We start from the raw sequence: 20208 nt of genomic DNA on the forward strand, positions 1-20208 counted from the left end.
CCCCTGGTCCGCTCCTCCTACCGCGCCGGCCGGCTCTGGGCCACCGCCATGCGCAAAAAAGGACGCGACATCCCCGCCGAACTCGCCCACATCGCCGACGGCATCCAGGACTCCGGAACCACCCGCCAGGAAGCCAGCTCCCTGCTCGCGGCGCACCAGTAGCAGCACGTATTTCCCGTGGCCAGGGGCCGGACGCCGGAACTTTTCGGCGTCCGGCCCTTTGTCGTGCATCACGTAGAATTAAGGCACTATGGCGAAATCCCCTGACTCCAGCAACAACACTCCTGCAGCCGCTGATGGCTCCAAGCGCGGTCTTTTTGGGCGCAAGCCGAAGGCCGTGAAGGAAAAGAAGCCCAGCCGGCTCAAGCAGATCCGCGAAGTCTTTAACATGACCCGCCGCCACGACCCCATGGTGCCGTGGCTCATGCTGCTGGCGTTCCTGGGCGTTGTGGCCGTCAGCCTCATTGTTGGCCTGTTGCTGAATAACTGGATTACAGGCCTGATCATCGGCATCCCGCTGGGTTTCCTGGCGGCTACCTTCATCCTGTCGCGCCGCGCCGAGCGGGCGGCCTTCGCCCAGATCGAAAACCAGCCGGGTGCGTCCGGGGCTGCCCTCAGCACGCTGAAGCGCGGCTGGATCACCGAGGAGCAGCCGGTGGCTGTGAACCCGCGTACCCAGGACGCCGTGTTCCGCGCAGTCGGGCGTCCCGGCGTCGTGCTGGTTGCCGAAGGCCCCACGCACCGCGTGCGCCCGCTGATCGAAGGCGAGCGGAAGAAGCTGGCCCGCATCCTTCCCAATGTCACCATCCACGTCATCGAAACCGGGCGCGGCGACGGCCAGGTCCCCATCAGCCAGGTGGCGAAAAAGATGAACAAGCTCAACAACGAGCTCACGAAAACCGAGGTCAGCGCCGTGTCCAAGCGCATCTCGTCGCTGGGCACCCGACTTCCGATCCCCAAGGGCGTGGACCCCTACAAGGCCCGCCCCCAGCGCGGACGCTAATCCGCTCGAAACGCCCCGGCGGCCGCCGCACTTGCGCCGGCCCCGGGGCTTTTTCGTTTTGAACGGCATTTTCGTTTGAACGGCATATTCGTTTGACCGGCGCTGTTCGTTTGAACGGCGATGCCCGTTTGAACGGCATTTACAACCCAGCCAGACCCAGCCCCTACAGAAGCCGGAGCCTCCTGTGAAACTCCCGTCCGCCGTCGTCCGTGCCTTCCGCCTGCTGGCGGTGGCCGAAGCCTGCAGCTGGGCCGCGCTCCTGGCCGGGATGTATTTCAAGTGGATCGCAGGGACCACCGAACTCGGTGTGGAGATTGCCGGCCCGGTGCACGGCGCACTGTTCATCGGCTACGGAGTGGCAGCCCTTGCGCTGTGGCGGCTGCAGCGCTGGCCGTTCAGGGTTGCCCTGTTCGCAGGGCTCTCGGCGGTCTTCCCCTTCGCCACCGTCCTGTTTGAGCGGTGGGCGCTCCGCCGGGGGCACCTCTCCCCCGCGCGGCCTCCTGCCGACAGCCAGCCACACGCGGAAAGCCGCCTACCTGCGGATGAGGACCGTGTTCATGGCCTTGTCATGGAGTCCGCGATGGTCGGGGTCGAAGATGACCGCGGGGATCACCAGGCACAGCAGGACAGTGCGGACCAGGGCGGCCAGAGGGCCGGCCGCTGACCCGTCCGGCCTCACCACGTGGATGCCCATCACACGGTGGCCGATGCTGTAGCCCAAGGTTCCAATCAGCAGGATCTGCTCCGCCGCAAAGACACCCAGCGTGGCCATGGAATTGCCGCCGAGGAACACGTTGCTGATCAGCAGCGCGATGGTCCAGTCGATGGTGATCGCCAGAATCCGCCGGCCGGCACGGGCCATGGACCCCGGGCCCGACTCGGGAAAGCCCAGGCGTTCCCCCGGGTACTTGGAAATGCCGGAAGTGTCCGGCCCGCTGAGCCACGAACCGATGTCTTTGCGATCTACCACCCACCAAGTTTACCGAGCCGCCCGCGGCCCCGCCGACGTTCACACTCTGGATAGGCATGGACCACAGTGTGGACACCGTATAGCGTTTACATATCAGTAGGTTCTGTAACCTGCCGGAAACAAAGCGGACACGGACGGGAAATCCCGAATCCCTAGGGTGGTAACAGTTGCTAGCGAGCCTGGAGCGGGGCACTTTTGTGCTACCGCCCATTGGATTGCGCTGGACCACTTGGCTTTCTAGCCAGTTATTACATATGCGTAAGGAGCATAGATGTTCAAGACTGCGGACGAAGTCCTCAAGTTCATCAAAGATGAAGATATTCGGTTTATCGATATCCGCTTCACCGACCTCCCCGGCGTTCAGCAGCACTTCAACGTGCCGGCCAAGAGCGTGGACGCAGACTTCTTCGTCAACGGCCAGCTGTTCGATGGTTCCTCCATCCGCGGCTTCCAGGGCATCGCCGAGTCTGACATGCAGCTCATTCCGGACGTCACCACCGCGTTCCTGGACACGTTCCGCATGGAGAAGACCCTTGCGCTGAACTTCTCCATCGTGAACCCCCGTACGGGCGACCCGTACCACCGCGACCCCCGTGGCGTGGCAGAGAAGGCTGAAGCCTACCTCGCCTCCACCGGCATCGCCGACACCGCGTTCTTCGCTCCCGAGGCAGAGTTCTTCGTGTTCGACAACGTCCAGTACAAGTCCTCCCCCGAGGGCAGCTTCTACAAGATCGACTCCGAAGAAGCCCACTGGAACACCGGCCGCGAAGAAGAAGGCGGAAACCTCGGTTACAAGACCCCCGTCAAGGGCGGTTACTTCCCGGTTTCCCCGACCGACAAGCAGGCCGACCTGCGTGACGCCATGTGTGTCGCACTGGACGAGGCCGGCCTCGAGGTCGAGCGCAGCCACCACGAAGTTGGTTCGGCCGGCCAGGCCGAGATCAACTACAAGTTCACCACGCTGACCCACGCGGCCGATGACCTGCAGAAATTCAAGTACGTCATCAAGAACACCGCCGACGCCTGGGGCAAGTCCGTCACCTTCATGCCGAAGCCGGTCTTCGGTGACAACGGTTCGGGCATGCACTGCCACCAGTCGCTGTGGAGCAACGGCGAGCCGCTGTTCTACGACGAGAAGGGCTACGCCGGCCTGTCCGACACTGCCCGCTGGTACATCGGCGGCCTGCTGAAGCACGCCGACGCTGTCCTCGCCTTCACCAACCCGACGGTTAACTCCTACCGCCGCCTGGTCAAGGGCTTCGAAGCCCCGGTCAACATGGTCTACTCGCAGGGCAACCGCTCCGCCGGTATCCGTATCCCGATCACAGGCTCCAACCCGAAGGCCAAGCGCATCGAATTCCGCGCTCCGGACCCCTCCTCCAACCCGTACCTGGCCTTCGCCGCCCAGCTGATGGCCGGCATCGACGGCATCCGCAACCGCATCGAGCCCCCGGCTCCGATCGACAAGGACCTCTACGAGCTCCCCGCCGAAGAAGCCAAGGATATCCCCAAGGCTCCGGGCACCCTCGAGGAAGCACTGCAGGCACTGGCTGAGGACAACGAGTTCCTGCAGGCCGGCGGCGTGTTCACCCAGGACCTGATCGATACCTGGATCGAGTACAAGTACGAGAACGAGATCCGCCCGCTGTCCCTGCGCCCGAACCCCTACGAGTTCGAGCTCTACTACGGCGTCTAGTCTGACCCCGGGAGATCCTCCTGACACCGCCAAGGGCGGCCACCGGTTACTGACCGGTGGCCGCCCTTGGCCGTTTCCCGGGCATGCCCGTTCCCGGCTAGGTGCCCGTTGCCGGGACATCCCGGTTGTCCCGTTAGGTTCCCCGGCAGGGTTCCTGCGCGTACCGTCCCCAGAGGGAATCCGGACCGGCGCCGCCGAAGGCTTCCTCATCATCGCGCAGCGCGCGGCACAGAATGAGGGAGTCGGCGAAGCTCCGCCGCATGTAGGCCTCCCAGTCCGCCCGTTCGGAGGTGAAGGCCTGGGTTCCCATCTGGTACCTGAGGTGGGCGAAGTGATCCAGGATGCGGTGGGCCGTCGCTTCCGCCCGGCCCGCCAGCTGCTCCGCCTCCAGTTTGGCCGCAGGGTCCCGGATGGCCGACGCGTCAGGCAGTTCACGGCGGTGCCAGAAATACGGCTGCAGGTCGACGTTGTCCACGAAGATCCTGTCGATCTCCTGCTGCTGGGCGTAGAGGGAGGACGCGGTGCTGCTTTCCAGCGTGCTCCTGATTCCGGCATACTGGTACGCTGCCGCGAGGAGAGTGGCCGCGACGCCCGCCCCGATCAGCAGCAGCTCGGCCCTTCGGAGCCTTCGGGCACGGCCGCTTTTCACCTGCGCGCGGGCATGGTCCGCATCCTCGCGTGCCGCATCGTGGCGCAGTTGGCGCTCCGGAAGCTGGCTCCCGACGTGCTGAGACCGGGAGCCAGCCTGTTCCGGCGAGTGCCTCCGAGACGAAGACCTTTTCAAGCCTTCCCCCCAACAAGGTTTGAAGTGCACTGCCAACACACAGAGTAGGCATGCCCCCACGCGGGCGCAACGGTTTGGCGCTGATTCTGCGACGGCTCAGCATTCAGAAGGGGGCGTACATGGTCCGCTGCGGTCCGCCCTCGCCGCCCAGATAGACGCCTCTGTCCGCAAAACCCGCCTTCAGGTAAGCACCCTGTCCGGCCGGATTGCGCTCGTTGACTGAAAGCACGACGCCGGCCTGGCCGCCTCCCAGCCTTGCCGTCAGTTTGGCGGCCGCGGCCACTGCCGCCGAGGCGGCCGCCTGGCCCAGGCCCCGGCCCTGGCGCCGCCTGTCGATCAGGAACCCGCGAAGCAGCCAGGCGGAGTCGTCGTCGGGCCAGCCGGCGAGCCGGGCTGCCCCCGACTGGAGCGTCAGCACCCCGGCTGCCCTGCCGCCCGCCTCGATGACATAGGGCCTGCGGGAACCGTCCTCGAGTCCTGCCAGCATCATGCGCAGCGGGTCGCCCACAAACTCCCGCTGGCCCGGGGCAAGTTCCAGTTCCGCCACCGCGCCCAGTTGGATGGCGCGGGCATCGGCATCCAGGTCCCGCAACGGAATGAGCCATACGTGCGGACTCATGATCCGTCAGGAGGCATGGTCCGCCCCGTCGGCGGGCGGACCTGCCGGGTCCATCCACATGACCTCCCACAGGTGCCCGTCCGGATCCTGGAAGCTGTGGCTGTACATGAACCCGTAATCCTGCACGGGCTGCGATTCGGTTCCGCCGGCCGCCAGGGCCTTGCTCACCATCTGGTCCACGGCGTCCCGGCTGTCCACGGAGAAGGCCGTGATGGCTTCGGTGGCCGAGGTCGCGTCCACGATTTCCTTGGCGGTGAACGTCTTGAAGAACTTCTCCACGAGGAGCATCACGAAGGCGTCGTCGTTGATCACCATGCAGGTGGCGTTCTCGTCCGTGTAATCCTGGTTGAACGTAAAGCCCAACGCAGTGAAGAACTGCACGGATCTGTCGAGGTCCCGGACGGGCAGGTTCATGAAGATTTGGGTAGCCATGCGCCCAAACCTAGCACCGGTTCAGTGGCCGTAGAAGACCTTCTCAAACACCGCGCGGGCCCGTCTGCTCACCCTCAGGTACTCCTCCTCGAAGGCCGTGGCCATCCCTTCCTCAAAGCCGCACCACCGTGCCACCGCCTCGAGGTCGCGCCGCGAGGAGGGCAGCAGGTCGGAAGCCCGGCCGGTCCAGATCACGTTCGCCGAACGGATCCGGCTGGCAAGCCGCCACGCGTCGGCAAGCAGGCGGGCGTCCTCGTCCTCCAGCAGCCCCAGGGTCGACGCCGCGTGAAGGGCCTTCAGGGTGGACGTTGTGCGCAGTTCGGGATGGTTTCCTGCGTGCTGGAGCTGCAGCAGCTGCACCAGCCACTCCACATCGCTCAGGCCGCCGCGTCCCAGCTTGAGGTGTCTGGCGGGATCGGCACCGCGGGGCAGCCGCTCGGATTCCACCCGCGCCTTGATCCGGCGGATCTCCCGGATGTCGGCGTCGGAGACGGCCTCCGGGTAGCGGATGGGATCGATCAGCTTCACGAAGTCCGCCGCGAGCCCGTCGTCACCGGCGATCGGCCGGGCACGGAGCAGCGCCTGCGCCTCCCAGATGAGCGACCAGCGGCGGTAGTACTCGCCGTAGGACTCCAGCGACCGCACCATGGCCCCGCTCTTCCCCTCCGGGCGGAGGTCCGCGTCCACGGCAAGGACCCGCTCAGCCATGATCGCCGGTTTGAGCGGCTGCGTCAGCAGGCTGGAAAGATGGCCTACGATCTTTGCGGCCTGCTGCTGGGCCTCGTCGTCCGACGCTCCGGGCAGGGCGCGGTGGACGTACAGAACGTCGGCGTCGGATCCGTAGCCGATTTCCTGTCCGCCCTGCCTCCCCATGGCCACCACCAGCACCGACGTCTTCAGGGGGCCGGTGGCGGAGACTATGTTTTCCGCCACGCGCAGCGCGCCCAGGATGGCGGCACGGTCCGTCTCGGCCAGCGCCGCCCCCACCTGGTCCTGGCGGAGCAGGCCGGCGCTGTCCGCAATGGCGATCCGCAGGATTTCGCGGCGGCGGATGAGCCTGATGAGGCGCATGGCGCTTTCCGGGTCCGCGTGCCGGGACATTTTCGAGGTGATCTCCTGCCACTGCGCCTCAAAGCTGAGCGGCGCGAGTTCCTTGTCCGTGCCGAGCCAGGACACCGATTCCGGCGAAACCTCGAGGAGGTCGGCGATGAGCCGGGAGTTGGACAGCACATGGCACAGCCGCTCGGCTGCCGCCGCAGAATCACGGAGCATGCCAAGGTACCAGTGCGTGGTGCCGAGGGCCTCGCTGATCCTGCGGAAGGCGAGCAGACCGGCGTCGGGGTCTACGCCCTCCGCCAGCCAGCCGAGAAGGATGGGCAGCAGTTGCCGCTGCAGGGCGGCCCGCCGGCTGACACCGGCGGTCAGTGCCTCGATGTGGCGGAGTGCGCCCTGCGGGTCCCGGTAACCGAGCGCAGCGAGCCGGCCCTGCGCGGCTTCGGGCGTCAGGCGTGCGTCCTCGCTGCTGAGCTTGGCGGCAGTGTTCAGCAGCGGACGGTAGAAGATCCGGTCATGGAGTTCACGCACGGAGCGTTTTGTCTTTTGCCACGCGGCCAGGAGTGCGTCCGGGTGCGGCCGGTCCGTTGAGAAGGGGCCCAGCACTGCCTTGGCCAGGGTGCGGAGAGGTTCCTCCTTGACCGGCATGAGGTGGGTGCGGCGCAGCTGGAACAGCTGGATGCGGTGTTCCAGCAGGCGCAGGTAACGGTACGCATGGTCGAACGCGGCCGCATCCGCCCGGCCGATGTATCCGCCGGTGGACAGGGCGGCAATGGCCGACGTCGTGTCGCGGCGGCGGAGGGATTCGTCCGATTTGCCATGTACGAGCTGGAGGAGCTGAACGGTGAATTCGACGTCGCGCAACCCGCCTCGGCCCAGCTTGATCTGCCGCTGTTCCTCGGCGGGCGGGATGTGCTCGGTCACGCGGCGGCGCATCGCCTGCACGGATTCAACGAACCCGTCGCGGTTCGCCGAGGTCCACACCAGCGGCGATACGGCCTCCTCGTAGCGGGCGCCCAGCTCTGCATCGCCCGCGATGGTCCGCGCCTTCAGGAGCGCCTGGAACTCCCAGCTTTCCGCCCAGCGGGCGTAGTAGCTCTGGTGCGAAGCCAGGGTCCGGACCAGTGGGCCGGACTTTCCTTCCGGGCGGAGGTTGGCGTCAACCTCCCACAGGCCGGGCTCACGCGCCGGGGAGGAAATGGCCCGTGAGATCCCGGAGGCAAGCGCCGTGCCGATGGTGTTGGCCCGGGCGTCGTCCAGCCCGCCCGCCTCCACCACATAGATGACATCGACGTCGGAAATGTAGTTCAGTTCGCGGGCACCGCACTTGCCCATCCCGATCACTGACAGTGCGACGTCGGCCACTTCCCCGGCGTCGAACTGTCCTGCCGCTTCGGCACGGGAGACGGCAAGGGCGGCCTCAATGGCCGCGCCGGCCAGGTCCGCGAGTTCGGCCCCGACGGCGGGCATGAAGTCCAGGGGGTCAGCCGCGCAGAGGTCCTTGACGGCCAGATCCACCACGCCCCGGCGGTAGGCCGTACGGAGCGCCTCGTAGGCCTCGGGGCCCGAGACGCCGGCCACGGGCCGGGCTGCGGTGGGGTCTGCGCGCACCGACCTGAGCAGCTGGGCCCGCAGCTCGGCCGGATCGGACTGGAGCGGTTCCGGGCTGGCGGTCACGCTGAACGCGTCGAGGTGCTCGGGGTGCCGGATCAGGAATTCACCCAGTGCCTCGCTGGCGCCCAGGACCCGGTAAAGCGGTTCGCTCACCTCGGTGTCCGCCGCAGCCAGCTTCCGCAGGTCCGGGTGCTTTTCGATCAGCCGGACAAGGGACTGCAGCGCGGCATCCGGGTTCGCCGCCATCTGCAGGCCGGCAAACAGGATGTCCTGGTCGATTCCCTCCAGTTCGGGTGCGGCGAGGAACCGTTCGCCCTTTTCGAGGTCGCTGAAGCCGGCGGTGATGAGCCGGCGGGCCAAGCTCACCCCGGCCGCCTAAAGGATGGCGAGGTTGCGCTGCAGCTCATAGGGGGTCACCTGCAAACGGTAGTCCTGCCACTCCGCCCGCTTGTTGCGCAGGAAATGTTCGAAGACCTGCTCGCCCAGGATCTGCGGCATCAGTTCCGATTCCTCCATGGCACGGATGGCGTCATGCAGGCTGGCGGGAAGGGGGTCGTGGCCCATGGCGCGGCGCTCCGCGGAGCTCAGCGACCAGATGTCGTCCTCGGCCGCTGCGGGCAGCTCGTAGCCCTCCTCGATGCCCTTCAGCCCGGCGCCCAGGAGCACGGCGTAGGCAAGGTACGGGTTGGCGGCCGAGTCGATGCCGCGGTATTCGATCCGGGCTGACTGTCCCTTGCCCGGCTTGTACAGCGGGACCCGGACCAGGGCGGAACGGTTGTTGTGACCCCAGCTCAGGTAGCTGGGTGCCTCTCCCCCGCCCCAGAGGCGCTTGTAGGAGTTGACGAACTGGTTGGTGACAGCCGTGAATTCGGGAGCGTGCTTGAGGATACCGGCGATGAACTGGCGCGCCGTCTTGGAGAGCTGGAACTCCGCGCCGGCCTCAAAGAACGCGTTGGTGTCACCCTCGAAGAGCGAGAAGTGCGTGTGCATGCCCGAACCCGGATGGGCCGTGAAGGGCTTGGGCATGAAGGTGGCGTATGTGCCCTGCTGCAGCGCCACCTCCTTGATGACGGTGCGGAAGGTCATGATGTTGTCCGCGGTCTGCAGGGCATCCGCGTAGCGCAGGTCGATTTCGTTCTGGCCCGGGCCGGCCTCGTGGTGGCTGAACTCCACGGAGATGCCCACGGATTCCAGCATGGTCACGGCGGTGCGGCGGAAGTCCTGGGCCACGCCGCCCGGGACGTGGTCAAAGTAGCCGCCCTCGTCCACCGGAACGGGTGAACCGTCGGGGCCGGGCTCCTGCGACTTCAGCAGGTAGAACTCGATCTCGGGGTGCGTGTAGCAGGTGAACCCCATGTCGGCGGCCTTGGCCAGCGTGCGCTTGAGGACGTTGCGGGGATCAGCCGCCGAGGGCTCGCCGTCGGGTGTCAGGATGTCGCAGAACATGCGGGACGTCTGCTCTGTCTCGCCGCGCCAGGGCAGGATCTGGAACGTGGACGGGTCCGGCTGGGCCAGCATGTCCGACTCGAAGACGCGGGCCAGTCCTTCGATCGCCGAGCCGTCGAAGCCGAGGCCCTCGTCGAAGGCGCCTTCGACCTCCGCCGGCGCCAGCGCCACCGACTTGAGCGAGCCCACGACGTCGGTGAACCACAAACGCACAAAACGTACGTCGCGCTCTTCGATCGTGCGCAGGACAAACTCTTGCTGGCGGTCCATGAAGGCCTCTTCTCCGGTCTACGTTCATGCCCCGGTCCGTCCACGACGAACAGGGCAGCTCACGCATCACTTTACTAAGCATTTAGGCGTGGTGCTGGCGCGGCTGCGGCGCGTAACACAGCGTTAACACTCAACCGGAGACCGGGCCGCCTTGTCCGGGCAAACCCGCTATGACGCGAATCACCCGGCTTCGCGTGGCGGCCGGTGGCTAGCACGGCGGGTCCCGGACTACGCTCTTGCCATGGCCTCAACCAGCAGTCCCGATCCAAGCACGTCCGCTGAAGTACCTGCACCCTACGGGAACGGCCCTTCGGCAGCTGCGGTGCCGCCGTCGGAATCGGCACGGAAGCCGGTCTCCCGGATCCGCACGCACCACCTGCAGCAGGCGAAGACCAGCGGCGAACATTTCGCCATGCTCACGGCCTATGACCAGTACACGGCGGAGATCTTCGACCAGGCCGGCACCGAAGTCCTGCTGGTGGGCGACTCCGCGTCCAACAATGTGTTTGGCAACGAAACCAGCATTCCCGTCACCGTAGACGAGCTGCTGCCGCTGTGCCGGGCGGTCGCACGCTCCGCGAAGCGCGCTCTCGTCGTGGCGGACCTCCCCTTCGGCAGCTACGAGGTTTCGCCGCAGCAGGCTGTGGCCACCGGCGTGCGGTTCCTCAAGGAGGGCCTGGCGCACGCAGTGAAGCTCGAGGGCGGCAAGTTCTACGCCGACACGGTCAGAGCGATGGTCCAGGCCGGCATTCCGGTCATGGGCCACATCGGCTTTACGCCCCAGAGTGAGCATTCCCTGGGCGGCTACCGCGTGCAGGGCCGGGGCGACGACGCCGCCCGGCTCGTCGAGGATGCCGCCGCGCTGGCCGACGCCGGCGCGTTCTGCGTGCTCATGGAAATGGTTCCCGCGGAAACGGCTAAGGCAGTGGACGCTGCCGTTTCGGTGCCCACCATTGGCATCGGCGCGGGCAATGCCACCACGGGGCAGGTCCTGGTCTGGCAGGACATGGCAGGCCTCCGCGGGGGCAGGATGGCCAGGTTCGTCAAGCAGTACGCGGACCTCCGGACCGTCCTGAGCGACGCCGCCAAGGCCTACGGCGACGACGTCCGGTCGGGTCAGTTCCCCGGACCGGAGCACTCGTTCTAGGGCCGGGAACCGGGTCCCTGGTCAGTCGTCGTCGCCCTTTTCCCAGGATTCATTGCGCGCCTTGACCTTCTCGAGGGCGTGCTCCGCCTCTTCGCGAGTCTTGTAGGGGCCGATCAGCTGGGTCCAGTCCGACATCGCGTCTTCCTCCACCATGTGGGTCTTGACGTTGTACCAGTACTCGGGCATCGGTGTTCCTCGCTTTCCGGTTAGCGGCACACTGCCGCCGTGATCCACGTAACGTAACCCGCAACGGTGGCCGCCGGGCGCATTAATTTACATGGCGTTCTGTGCTGCCTTATATGATCAATCTATGCCTTCCTTAGCCTCGACCGCACCCACCGGCACGCTTACTCCGGGAATCGTCAGCCCGCAGCGGCCCGTTCCCGCGTCGATCCCGCGGCCGGAGTATGTTGGCAAGCCGGGCCCGGCCAAATTCACCGGGTCAGAGGTCAAGTCACCGGAAACCATCGAGAAGATCAGGGTGGCCAGCAGGATCGCCGCTCAGGCGATCGTGGAGGTGGGCAAGCACATCCGGCCCGGCATCACCACCGACGAACTGGACCGCATCGGCCACGAGTTCCTGCTGGACCATGACGCCTACCCGTCCACGCTGGGGTACCGCGGCTTTCCCAAGTCCCTGTGCTCATCGCTGAATGAAGTCATCTGCCACGGCATTCCGGACAGCACGGTGGTGCAGGACGGCGATATCCTCAACCTCGACATCACTGCCTTCATTGGCGGGGTCCACGGTGACACCAACTACACCTTCCTGGTGGGTGACGTGGACGAGGAATCACGGCTGCTGGTTGAGCGGACCCAGGAGTCCCTGAACCGCGCCATCAAGGCCGTCGCCCCCGGACGCCAGATCAACGTGATCGGCCGCGCCATCGAGTCCTACGCCAGGCGCTTCGGCTACGGTGTGGTCCGCGATTTCACCGGACACGGGGTGGGCGAGGCCTTCCACACCGGGCTGATCATCCCGCACTACGACGCCGCGCCCGCCTACAACACCGTGATCGAGCCGGGCATGGTGTTCACCATCGAGCCCATGCTCACCCTCGGCACCATCGAATGGGACATGTGGGCCGACGACTGGACAGTGGTCACCAGGGACCACAAGCGCACCGCGCAGTTCGAACACACGCTCCTCGTCACCGAATCCGGCGCCGAAATCCTGACCCTTCCCTGACGCCAGGCAACCGCCCGCGTCATTCCGGCAAGTCACCCTTGCCCAGCCCGAGCCCCTACCCTGCCACGAACGGAATCCCATTGGCCAAGAAGGACGAAAAGACCCGCAAGAACGCCCCGCTGATCGGCATCGACATCGGCGGAACCGGAATCAAGGGCGGCATCGTCGACCTGAAGAAGGGCAAACTGATCGGCGACCGTTTCCGCCTGGCGACCCCGCAGCCGGCCACGCCGGAAGCGGTGGTCGAGGTGGTGGCCAAGGTCGTCGAGGAACTCTCGGCACGTCCGGACGCACCCGAGACTGACAGCCCCGTCGGCGTGACGTTCCCCGGCATCATCCAGCACGGTGTGGTCCACTCTGCCGCCAACGTGGACAAGAGCTGGCTCAACACGGACATTGACGCACTGCTCACGGCGCGCCTGGGCCGCCCGGTGGAGGTCATCAACGACGCCGACGCGGCCGGCCTTGCTGAAGCCCGCTACGGCGCCGGCGCCGGCATCGACGGAACGGTCCTGGTCATCACGCTCGGTACCGGCATCGGGTCCGCGTTCATCTTCAACGGCCGGCTTGTTCCCAACGCCGAACTCGGGCACCTGGAGATTGACGGGTTCGACGCCGAAAGCAAGGCGTCCGCCGTTGCCCGCGAACGTGACGGCCTCAGCTGGGAGGAATACAGCGTCCTGCTGCAGCGCTACTTCTCCCACGTGGAGTTCCTGTTCTCCCCCGAGCTCTTCATCGTGGGCGGCGGCATCTCCAAGCGCGCTGATGAGTACCTGCCGCACTTGAAGCTACGCACCCCGATCGTTCCCGCCGAGCTGAAGAATGAGGCCGGCATCGTGGGCGCTGCCCTCGAGATCGCCGTCAAGCACGAACTGGCCAAGTAAACCGGGCGGGCCGCGGTGGCGCGGCCCGCAGAACCGCTGAAGGCGGCAGACACGAGGTCTGCCGCCTTCAGCGTTTGTGACTGCACTGGAGCCGGTGGCGGCTGCGGCTTCCCCTCCGCTGCCGCCACCGGAGACTTTAGAGCGTGCTCTTCGCGGTGCTCTTTTCCGCGGAGTTCTTTTCCGTGGTGTTCTGTTCCCGCGGGCTCCTGGCCTCGGAGCCCTTGCCTTCGGGACTTCTGTCTTTTGAACTCTTGTCCTCAGCGGATTCGTGCCGGAGCAGCTCGATGGCGGATTCGAAGTCCTCGAGTGATTCAAAGGCCTGGTAGACGCTGGCGAAACGGAGGTACGCCACCTTGTCCAGCTTCTGCAGCGGGCCGAGGATGATCAGGCCAACCTCGTGGGCGTCGATTTCCGCCGCACCGGAGGCCCGGATGTTCTCCTCGACTTCCTGCGCCAGCATGGCGAGGTCGTCCTCGCTGACGGGCCGGCCCTGGCAGGCCTTGCGGACGCCGTTGATGACCTTGCTGCGGCTGAAGGGCTCGCCCACGCCGGACCGCTTGATCACGGACAGGCTGGTGGTTTCCACGGTGGTGAAGCGGCGACCGCACTCGGGGCACTGCCGGCGGCGGCGGATGGCGGAGCCATCGTCGGCCATACGGCTGTCCACCACGCGCGAGTCAGGGTTGCGGCAAAACGGACAATACACGTTTCTCCTGCCCTTCAGTCGCTGCCCGGGTCGAAGCCTGATAGCGACGCCCTATACCGAAGCCCCATGCCGAAGCCTCGTTCGACACCAGTTTACGGCCAGATCTGGCTGAATAACAAGCCTGTAATTACTACATGTAGTGGCGGACGACTACATGTAGTGGTCAGCGGGCCGCCTGGAACCTGACCGTCACCGCATCACCGTGCGCCGGGAGGTCCTCCGCGCCTGAGAGGCTGACGATGTGGCCGCTGACCTGCACCAGCGCCGCCTCCGAGTAGTTGATGACCTGGATGGCGCGCAGGAACGTGGTCACGTTCAGCCCGGACGAGAACGCCGCCGTGCCGCTCGTGGGAAGCACGTGGTTGGAGCCGGCGCAGTAGTCGCCGAGGCTCACCGGGCTGTAGTCGCCGACGAAAATCGCGCCGGCGTTTCGGATTCGCGCCGCCACCGCTGGGGCGTCCGCGGTCATAATCTCCAGGTGTTCGGCCGCGTAGGCATCGCACGCCGCGATCCCCTGATCGAGGCCATCAACGAGCACCACGCCGGACTGCGGGCCGGACAGGGCCTCGCAGACACGCTGGCTGTGCTTGGTGGAGGCAGCCTGCAGTTCCAGCTCCTCCCGGACCTCCGCCGCAAGCCGGGCGGAATCCGTGATCAGGACGGAGGCGGCCTTCGGATCGTGCTCGGCCTGGCTGATCAGGTCGGCGGCAACGAATGCCGGGCGGGCCGTGGAGTCCGCGAGGATGGCAATTTCCGTGGTGCCGGCCTCGGAGTCGATCCCCACTACGCCCTTGACGAGGCGCTTGGCCGTGGCGACGAAGATGTTCCCGGGACCGGTCACGACGTCGACCGGCTCCAGCGCTGGGGTTCCCGCTTTGCCCGGTACGCCGTAGGCGAAGGCGGCGATGGCCTGGGCTCCGCCGATGGCGTAGACCTCGTCGATGCCCAGCAGTGCCGCGGCGGCAAGGATGGTGGGGTGCGGCAGGCCGCCAAAGTCCTTCTGCGGCGGCGAGGCGAGGGCGATCGACTCCACCCCTGCGGCCAGCGCCGGCACCACGTTCATGATCACCGAGGACGGGTACACAGCCAGGCCGCCGGGGACGTACAGGCCCACGCGTGCCACGGGCACCCACTTCTGGCTGACCACTGCGCCGTCACCCAGGGAGATGTCGACGTCGGCCGGGCGTTGCCCGTCCGCAAACCGGCGGGCGCGGCTGATGGACTCTTCAAGCGCGGAGCGCACGGCAGGGTCCAGGCCGTCCAGGGCTGACTGCAGCGCCTCGGCCGGTACGCGCGGATGGGCCTGCTCCACGCCGTCGAACGTCCTGGCGAACTCTGTAAGGGCGGCGAAGCCGCGCTGGCGGACGGCCGTGATGATGTCGGTGACCTTCTGCTCGGCGTCTGCCAACGTCTGCTGCCTCGCCCGCGGCACCGCCGCGCGGAGTTCGGCCAGGCTGAGGCTGCGGCCGCGCAGGTCAACCGTGCGGAAGTCTACGCCGGCAGTGCTCGGTCGCGCCTGGCTGTTTGCGTTTGTGGGGCTGTCCGGAGAAGTGGTCACCCGTACATTTTACGCGCCGCCGTCCTGCTCCTGGTCCACGGAGGCCCGCAGGAGACCGATAATGCGCAGCACGAAGAAGCCTGCGGCGACGGCGGCAGGCCACAGAACAAGGACGGTGAGGGACCGCAGCGAGAAGGCGACGCTTGCGTTGGCCGACGTGTCCTGCGGCCCTGCCAGCAGGCGGCCCGCCAGCATGCCGGTCTGCCACGCCAGTACGGCCGCCGCCGCGCTTGCCGCGACGGACAGCAGCAGCAGCCGCCGCGTCCCGCCATCGCGGCGGCCGGACAACAGCACAGCCACCAGGCAGCCCGCAAACACAAACACTCCCGCCAGCACCAGATCCCGGGGCAGCCAGCCCTCGGTGTTGGTGCCGGAGGACAGTGCCGGGTTTCCCGAAATGAGGTTTTGCCCGCCCGGAGCCAGGAGCCACCAGAGGAACCCGGCCGGGATGCCGGCACCGGTAATCCCGGCCGCCCACGCCCAACCCCTGCCAGGCCGGGCATCGCCGGGCCCACCCTTGCCGGGCCGCCGCCGGGCGCCCGGGGCCTCGTCAGAGGAGCGGACGGGAGGGACGGGTGCAGGCTGGGTCATGAAGAAACGTTAACAAATGTGGCCGTCAAATGTTGCCCGGCATTCCGCGCCGTCTGCCTCGCCGCCCGGAGAATGTCCCATCCGCCCGGAAGCCCCATAGTCTTGTACTAGAGACTCAATCGGCACGGCTGCAGTAGGGAGATAGGTTCCAGTGACATCAGAAGATGGCGCCTTCGAGGGCACGTTCAAAGAGATGTTCCGCCGGCATGCAGCGGGCGTGGCAATCATCACCGTGAACTACGACGGAGTCCCCTACGGCTTTACGGCAACCTCCGTTGCGTCACTGTCCGCCAAACCGCCGCGCTTCACCTTCAACATGGCACGCAGTTCCAGCTCATGGCCGGCGGTGGCCAACACCGCGTACATCGGCGTGCACATGCTGGGGCTTGAGAACCAGGAGCTGGCGGACCGCTTCGCCCGCACCAAGGAGCGCTTTGCCGGCGACCACTGGGCCCACGGCCCGTATGACGTGCCGGTCCTCAAGGACGTCTCCGGCTGGCTGATCGGCAAGATCCAGATGCGCCTGTCCTTCGAAAACAATGCCGTCGTGGTGGTCGAAGTGGTGGAAGGGCAGGTTGGCGAGGACGGTTCGCCGCTGCTGTACCACTCCGGCACCTACGGACAGCCCGTTCCGCTGGACTACGAAATCTAGGGCCCTCGAAGCCTAGGCGTCCAGGCAGGCCGGGCCCAGCAGCACCTTGAGGTCCCCGAACAGTGACGGGTTCGGGTTCACCCGCAGGTGCACGGGAAGCGCCATGACCTCGATGCGGCTGTCGCCCTGCAGGTTCACCCGAACCTCGGAGTTGCCCCGGTGGTTGCGCAGCACGTCCCCCAGTTCCGTGACCACGGCCTCCGTGGCCTTGTGTGTGGGCATGGTGATCACCAGCGGTCCGTTGGTGCCCTGGCTGAGGTCCGGGACGGAGAGCTCCATGCAGTTCAGGGTTACGGCACCGTCGTCGCGCCGCTGCAGCCGGCCCTTGACCACCACGATCAGGTCCTCGGCGAGAACCGAGGCAATCGGCCCGTAGACCTGGCCGAAGAACATGACCTCCATGGAACCGCCGAGGTCCTCGATCTCCGCCCGGGCATAGGCGTTGCCGCTCGCCTTCGCGATCCGGCGGCTCAGCGAGGTGATCATGCCCGCGATGGTGACGATGGCGCCGTCGTGCGGCCCGTCCTCCGCGATGATCGAGGTGATGGACTGGTCCGCGTGCTGGCTCAGGATTCCTTCCAGGCCCTGCAGCGGGTGGTCCGAGACGTAGAGGCCCAGCATGTCCCGCTCGAAGGCGAGCTTGTCCTTCTTCTCCCATTCCGGCAGGTCGGGGATCTCGATGCTGAGCGAGGACTCGGACTCGGCCTCGTCGAAGCCGGCAAAGAGATCGAACTGGCCGATGGCCTCGTTGCGCTTGAGGGTGATGACGGAGTCGATGGCCTCTTCGTGGACCATGGCCAGCGCGCGGCGGTGGTGGCCCAGCGAGTCAAAGGCCCCGGCCTTGATCAGGGATTCAATGGTGCGCTTGTTGCACACCACGGCCGGCACCTTCATGAGGTAATCCTTGAAGGAAGTGTAGGCTCCTTCTTTTTCACGCGCAGCCACCATGGCCTCTACGACGTTGACGCCGACGTTCCGAATGGCCCCCATGCCGAAGCGGATGTCCTCCCCCACCGGGGTGAAGTTCAGGGCCGATTCGTTGACGTCCGGCGGCAGCACGGTGATGCCCATGCGGCGGCATTCGTTAAGGTAGATCGCGGACTTGTCCTTGTCGTCGCCCACCGAGGTCAGCAGCGCGGCCATGTACTCCGGCGCGTAGTGTGCCTTCAGGTACGCCGTCCAGTACGAGATCACGCCGTACGCGGCCGAGTGCGCCTTGTTGAAGGCGTAGTCGGAGAAGGGCAGCAGGATGTCCCACAGGGTCTTGACGGCCTCCATGGAGTAGCCGTTGTCCTGCATGCCCTGGGAGAAGCCGGCAAACTGCTTGTCCAGTTCGGACTTCTTCTTCTTACCCATGGCGCGGCGCAGAATGTCTGCCTGGCCCAGGGAGTAGCCGGCGAGCTTCTGCGCCACGGCCATGACCTGCTCCTGGTACACGATCAGGCCGAACGTCCCGCCCAGGATCTCCTTGAGCGGTTCCTCGAGTTCCGGGTGGATCGGGATGACATCCTGGATCTTGTTCTTGCGCAGCGCGTAGTCGGTGTGCGCGTTGGCGCCCATGGGACCCGGCCGGTACAACGCCAGCACGGCGGAAATGTCTTCGAAGTTGTCAGGCTTCATGAGCTTGAGGAGGGACCGCATGGGGCCGCCGTCGAGCTGGAAAACGCCCAGGGTGTCACCGCGGGCCAGCAGCTCATAGGACGCAGCGTCGTCCAGCTCCAGAGTTTCGAGGTCAAGGTCGATGCCGCGGTTCATTTTGATGTTTTCCAGGGCATCGGAAATGATCGTCAGGTTGCGCAGCCCGAGGAAGTCCATCTTGATCAGGCCGAGGCCTTCGGACGTCGGGTAGTCGAACTGGGTGATGACCTGGCCGTCCTGGAAGCGGCGCATGATGGGAATGACATCGATGATGGGGTCCGAGGACATGATCACGCCGGCCGCGTGCACACCCCATTGGCGTTTCAGGCCCTCAATGCCGAGCGCGGTCTCGAACACCTTGGCGGCCTCGGGGTCCGTGCTAATCAGCTGCCGGAAATCCGCCGCCTCGCTGTACCGCTTGGCGTCCTTGTTCTGGATGTCGGCAAGCGGAATATCCTTCGCCATCACGGCGGGCGGCAGCGCCTTGGTCAGCTGTTCACCCATGCTGAACGGGTAGCCGAGCACGCGGGAGGAGTCCTTCAGCGCCTGCTTGGTCTTGATGGTGCCGTAGGTGACGATCATGGCCACGCGCTCGTCGCCGTACTTGCGGGTCACGTAGTCAATGACCTCGGGACGGCGGCGGTCATCGAAGTCGACGTCGAAGTCGGGCATGGAGACACGGTCGGGGTTCAGGAAGCGTTCGAAGATCAGGCCGTGCCGCAGCGGGTCGAGGTCGGTGATTCGCATGGCGTAGGCCACCATAGAGCCTGCACCGGAGCCACGGCCCGGGCCCACGCGGATGCCGTTGTTCTTGGCCCAGTTGATGAAGTCTGCAACCACGAGGAAGTATCCGGGAAACCCCATCGAGGTGATGACGCCAAGCTCGTAGTCTGCCTGTTTGCGGACCTCGTCCGGTATCCCCGCGGGATAGCGGTACTGGAGTCCCTTGTCGACTTCCTTGACCAGCCAGGACGTTTCGTCCTCCCCCTCGGGGCAGGGGAACCGGGGCATGTAGTTGGCACCGGTGTTGAAGGACACCTCGCACCGCTCGGCGATCAGCAGCGTGTTGTCGCACGCGTCCGGGTGGTCGCGGAAGAGCTCCCGCATTTCCCGCGGCGACTTCAGGTAGTAGCCGCTGCCCGAGAACGCGAAGCGGGAGCCGCCGTTGTCGTAGGTGGGTTCGAGCAGGGTCGAGCCGGACTGGATGGCCAGCAGGGCTTCGTGCGCCTTGGCATCATGCTCGTGGGTGTAGTGCAGGTCGTTGGTGGCAACGAGCGGCAGGTTCAGTTCCTTGGCCAGCCGCAGGAGGTCGCCGGTGACGCGGCGTTCAATGTCCAGGCCGTGGTCCATGAGTTCGCAGAAGTAATTCTCGGCACCGAAGATGTCCCGGAACTCCGCCGCCGCCTCCAGCGCTTCGCGGTACTGGCCGAGCCGCAACCGGGTCTGGACCTCGCCTGAGGGGCAGCCGGTGGTGGCGATGAGCCCTTCCGAGTAGGTGTTCAGCAGCTCGCGGTCCAGCCGGGGCCACTTGCCGAAGACCGAGTCCAGCGAGGCGATCGAGGAGGCACGGAACAGATTCCGCATGCCCACGTTGTTGTAGCTCAGCAGGGTCATGTGGGTGTACGAGCCACCGCCGGAGACGTCGTCCTTGCGCTGGCTCTCGTCGCCCCAGCGGACGCGGCTCTTATCGCCGCGCGCGGTCCCGGGAGTCACATAGGCTTCGACACCGATGATGGGCTTGATGCCCTTGTCGGTGGCCTTCCGCCAGAAGTCGAAGGCACCGAACAGGTAGCCGTGGTCGGTGGTCGCCAGGGCGGGCATCCCCAGCCGCTCGGTTTCGTCGAACAGCTCGCCGAGCCTGGCGGCGCCGTCCAGCATCGAGTACTCGGTGTGGGTGTGGAGGTGTACGAACGAGTCATTGCTGGAAGTCACCGGACCATTCTAGTGCCGACCCTC

At 66.1% G+C, this 20208-nt stretch carries 17 protein-coding genes and 2 pseudogenes; 8 read left to right on the forward strand and 11 right to left on the reverse strand.

Annotated elements, in window-relative coordinates; all coding sequences use genetic code 11:
* The 3 genes and pseudogenes from ACFTSA_RS18755 to ACFTSA_RS18765 all read left to right on the forward strand — a co-directional run.
* A pseudogene (locus tag ACFTSA_RS18755) lies at positions 1 to 162 on the forward strand (lipoyl synthase); the annotation flags it as partial.
* A gap of 88 nt (positions 163 to 250) precedes the next feature.
* Positions 251 to 1003 (forward strand): DUF4191 domain-containing protein, encoded by a 753-nt coding sequence (locus ACFTSA_RS18760; protein WP_377953193.1) that lies wholly within the window; start codon positions 251 to 253, stop codon positions 1001 to 1003.
* A gap of 184 nt (positions 1004 to 1187) precedes the next feature.
* Positions 1188 to 1520: pseudogene (locus tag ACFTSA_RS18765) on the forward strand (DUF3817 domain-containing protein); the annotation flags it as partial.
* Positions 1521 to 1535: 15 nt separating this feature from the next.
* Here the strand turns inward: ACFTSA_RS18765 and ACFTSA_RS18770 are convergent.
* A complete protein-coding gene (locus ACFTSA_RS18770; RefSeq protein ID WP_377953195.1) occupies positions 1536 to 1973 on the reverse strand; it encodes an RDD family protein in 438 nt (145 codons plus the stop codon).
* 271 nt (positions 1974 to 2244) lie between these two features.
* Between ACFTSA_RS18770 and glnA (ACFTSA_RS18775) the strand changes: the two genes are divergently transcribed.
* A complete protein-coding gene (gene glnA / locus ACFTSA_RS18775; RefSeq protein ID WP_331573456.1) occupies positions 2245 to 3669 on the forward strand; it encodes a type I glutamate--ammonia ligase in 1425 nt (474 codons plus the stop codon).
* A 133-nt stretch (positions 3670 to 3802) separates the two neighbouring features.
* Here the strand turns inward: glnA (ACFTSA_RS18775) and ACFTSA_RS18780 are convergent, their stop codons facing one another.
* The 5 genes from ACFTSA_RS18780 to glnA (ACFTSA_RS18800) all read right to left on the reverse strand — a co-directional run bounded on the left by ACFTSA_RS18780 (position 3803) and on the right by glnA (ACFTSA_RS18800) (position 9887).
* Complete coding sequence (locus ACFTSA_RS18780; RefSeq protein ID WP_377953196.1) at positions 3803 to 4318, reverse strand: hypothetical protein; 516 nt, start codon at positions 4316 to 4318, stop codon at positions 3803 to 3805.
* Between the two features lie 238 nt (positions 4319 to 4556).
* A complete protein-coding gene (locus ACFTSA_RS18785) occupies positions 4557 to 5072 on the reverse strand; it encodes a GNAT family N-acetyltransferase (RefSeq protein ID WP_377953197.1) in 516 nt (171 codons plus the stop codon).
* A 6-nt stretch (positions 5073 to 5078) separates the two neighbouring features.
* A complete protein-coding gene (locus ACFTSA_RS18790) occupies positions 5079 to 5504 on the reverse strand; it encodes a VOC family protein (protein WP_377953198.1) in 426 nt (141 codons plus the stop codon).
* A 21-nt stretch (positions 5505 to 5525) separates the two neighbouring features.
* Complete coding sequence (locus ACFTSA_RS18795) at positions 5526 to 8537, reverse strand: bifunctional [glutamine synthetase] adenylyltransferase/[glutamine synthetase]-adenylyl-L-tyrosine phosphorylase (protein WP_377953200.1); 3012 nt, start codon at positions 8535 to 8537, stop codon at positions 5526 to 5528.
* Between the two features lie 9 nt (positions 8538 to 8546).
* A complete protein-coding gene (glnA, locus tag ACFTSA_RS18800) occupies positions 8547 to 9887 on the reverse strand; it encodes a type I glutamate--ammonia ligase (protein WP_377953201.1) in 1341 nt (446 codons plus the stop codon).
* 241 nt (positions 9888 to 10128) lie between these two features.
* Between glnA (ACFTSA_RS18800) and panB the strand changes: the two genes are divergently transcribed.
* Positions 10129 to 11034, forward strand: a complete 906-nt coding sequence (gene panB, locus ACFTSA_RS18805) for a 3-methyl-2-oxobutanoate hydroxymethyltransferase (RefSeq protein WP_377953202.1) — start codon at positions 10129 to 10131, stop codon at positions 11032 to 11034.
* Between the two features lie 21 nt (positions 11035 to 11055).
* On the opposite strand, the gene ACFTSA_RS18810 is transcribed toward panB, so the two are convergent.
* Entirely contained in the window at positions 11056 to 11220 is a 165-nt protein-coding gene (locus tag ACFTSA_RS18810) for an SPOR domain-containing protein (RefSeq protein WP_190603389.1), read from the reverse strand.
* A 124-nt stretch (positions 11221 to 11344) separates the two neighbouring features.
* On the opposite strand from ACFTSA_RS18810, the gene map reads away from it, so the two are divergent.
* Both map and ppgK read left to right on the forward strand, forming a co-directional pair.
* Positions 11345 to 12223 (forward strand): type I methionyl aminopeptidase, encoded by an 879-nt coding sequence (map, locus tag ACFTSA_RS18815; protein WP_377953203.1) that lies wholly within the window; start codon positions 11345 to 11347, stop codon positions 12221 to 12223.
* A gap of 80 nt (positions 12224 to 12303) precedes the next feature.
* Positions 12304 to 13107 carry a polyphosphate--glucose phosphotransferase gene (ppgK, locus tag ACFTSA_RS18820; RefSeq protein WP_377953205.1) on the forward strand — a complete coding sequence of 268 codons (804 nt, stop codon included), beginning with the start codon at positions 12304 to 12306 and terminating at the stop codon, positions 13105 to 13107.
* Between the two features lie 136 nt (positions 13108 to 13243).
* Here the strand turns inward: ppgK and nrdR are convergent, their stop codons facing one another.
* From nrdR to ACFTSA_RS18835, 3 genes are all read right to left on the reverse strand, one after another.
* Positions 13244 to 13813 carry a transcriptional regulator NrdR gene (nrdR, locus tag ACFTSA_RS18825; RefSeq protein ID WP_377953207.1) on the reverse strand — a complete coding sequence of 190 codons (570 nt, stop codon included), beginning with the start codon at positions 13811 to 13813 and terminating at the stop codon, positions 13244 to 13246.
* A gap of 163 nt (positions 13814 to 13976) precedes the next feature.
* Complete coding sequence (gene hisD, locus ACFTSA_RS18830; RefSeq protein ID WP_377953209.1) at positions 13977 to 15371, reverse strand: histidinol dehydrogenase; 1395 nt, start codon at positions 15369 to 15371, stop codon at positions 13977 to 13979.
* Positions 15372 to 15380: 9 nt separating this feature from the next.
* Positions 15381 to 15962 (reverse strand): hypothetical protein, encoded by a 582-nt coding sequence (locus ACFTSA_RS18835; protein WP_377953211.1) that lies wholly within the window; start codon positions 15960 to 15962, stop codon positions 15381 to 15383.
* Between the two features lie 193 nt (positions 15963 to 16155).
* On the opposite strand from ACFTSA_RS18835, the gene ACFTSA_RS18840 reads away from it, so the two are divergent.
* A complete protein-coding gene (locus ACFTSA_RS18840) occupies positions 16156 to 16614 on the forward strand; it encodes a flavin reductase family protein (protein ID WP_306926770.1) in 459 nt (152 codons plus the stop codon).
* Positions 16615 to 16626: 12 nt separating this feature from the next.
* Here the strand turns inward: ACFTSA_RS18840 and dnaE are convergent, their stop codons facing one another.
* On the reverse strand, positions 16627 to 20184 hold the full coding sequence (gene dnaE / locus ACFTSA_RS18845; RefSeq protein ID WP_377953213.1) for a DNA polymerase III subunit alpha: 3558 nt from the start codon (positions 20182 to 20184) through the stop codon (positions 16627 to 16629).
* Between the last annotated feature and the right edge of the window lie 24 nt (positions 20185 to 20208).

Origin of the sequence: Arthrobacter sp. NPDC057013, from assembly GCF_042674585.1 — a bacterium.
In the GTDB taxonomy this organism is placed as follows: domain Bacteria; phylum Actinomycetota; class Actinomycetes; order Actinomycetales; family Micrococcaceae; genus Arthrobacter.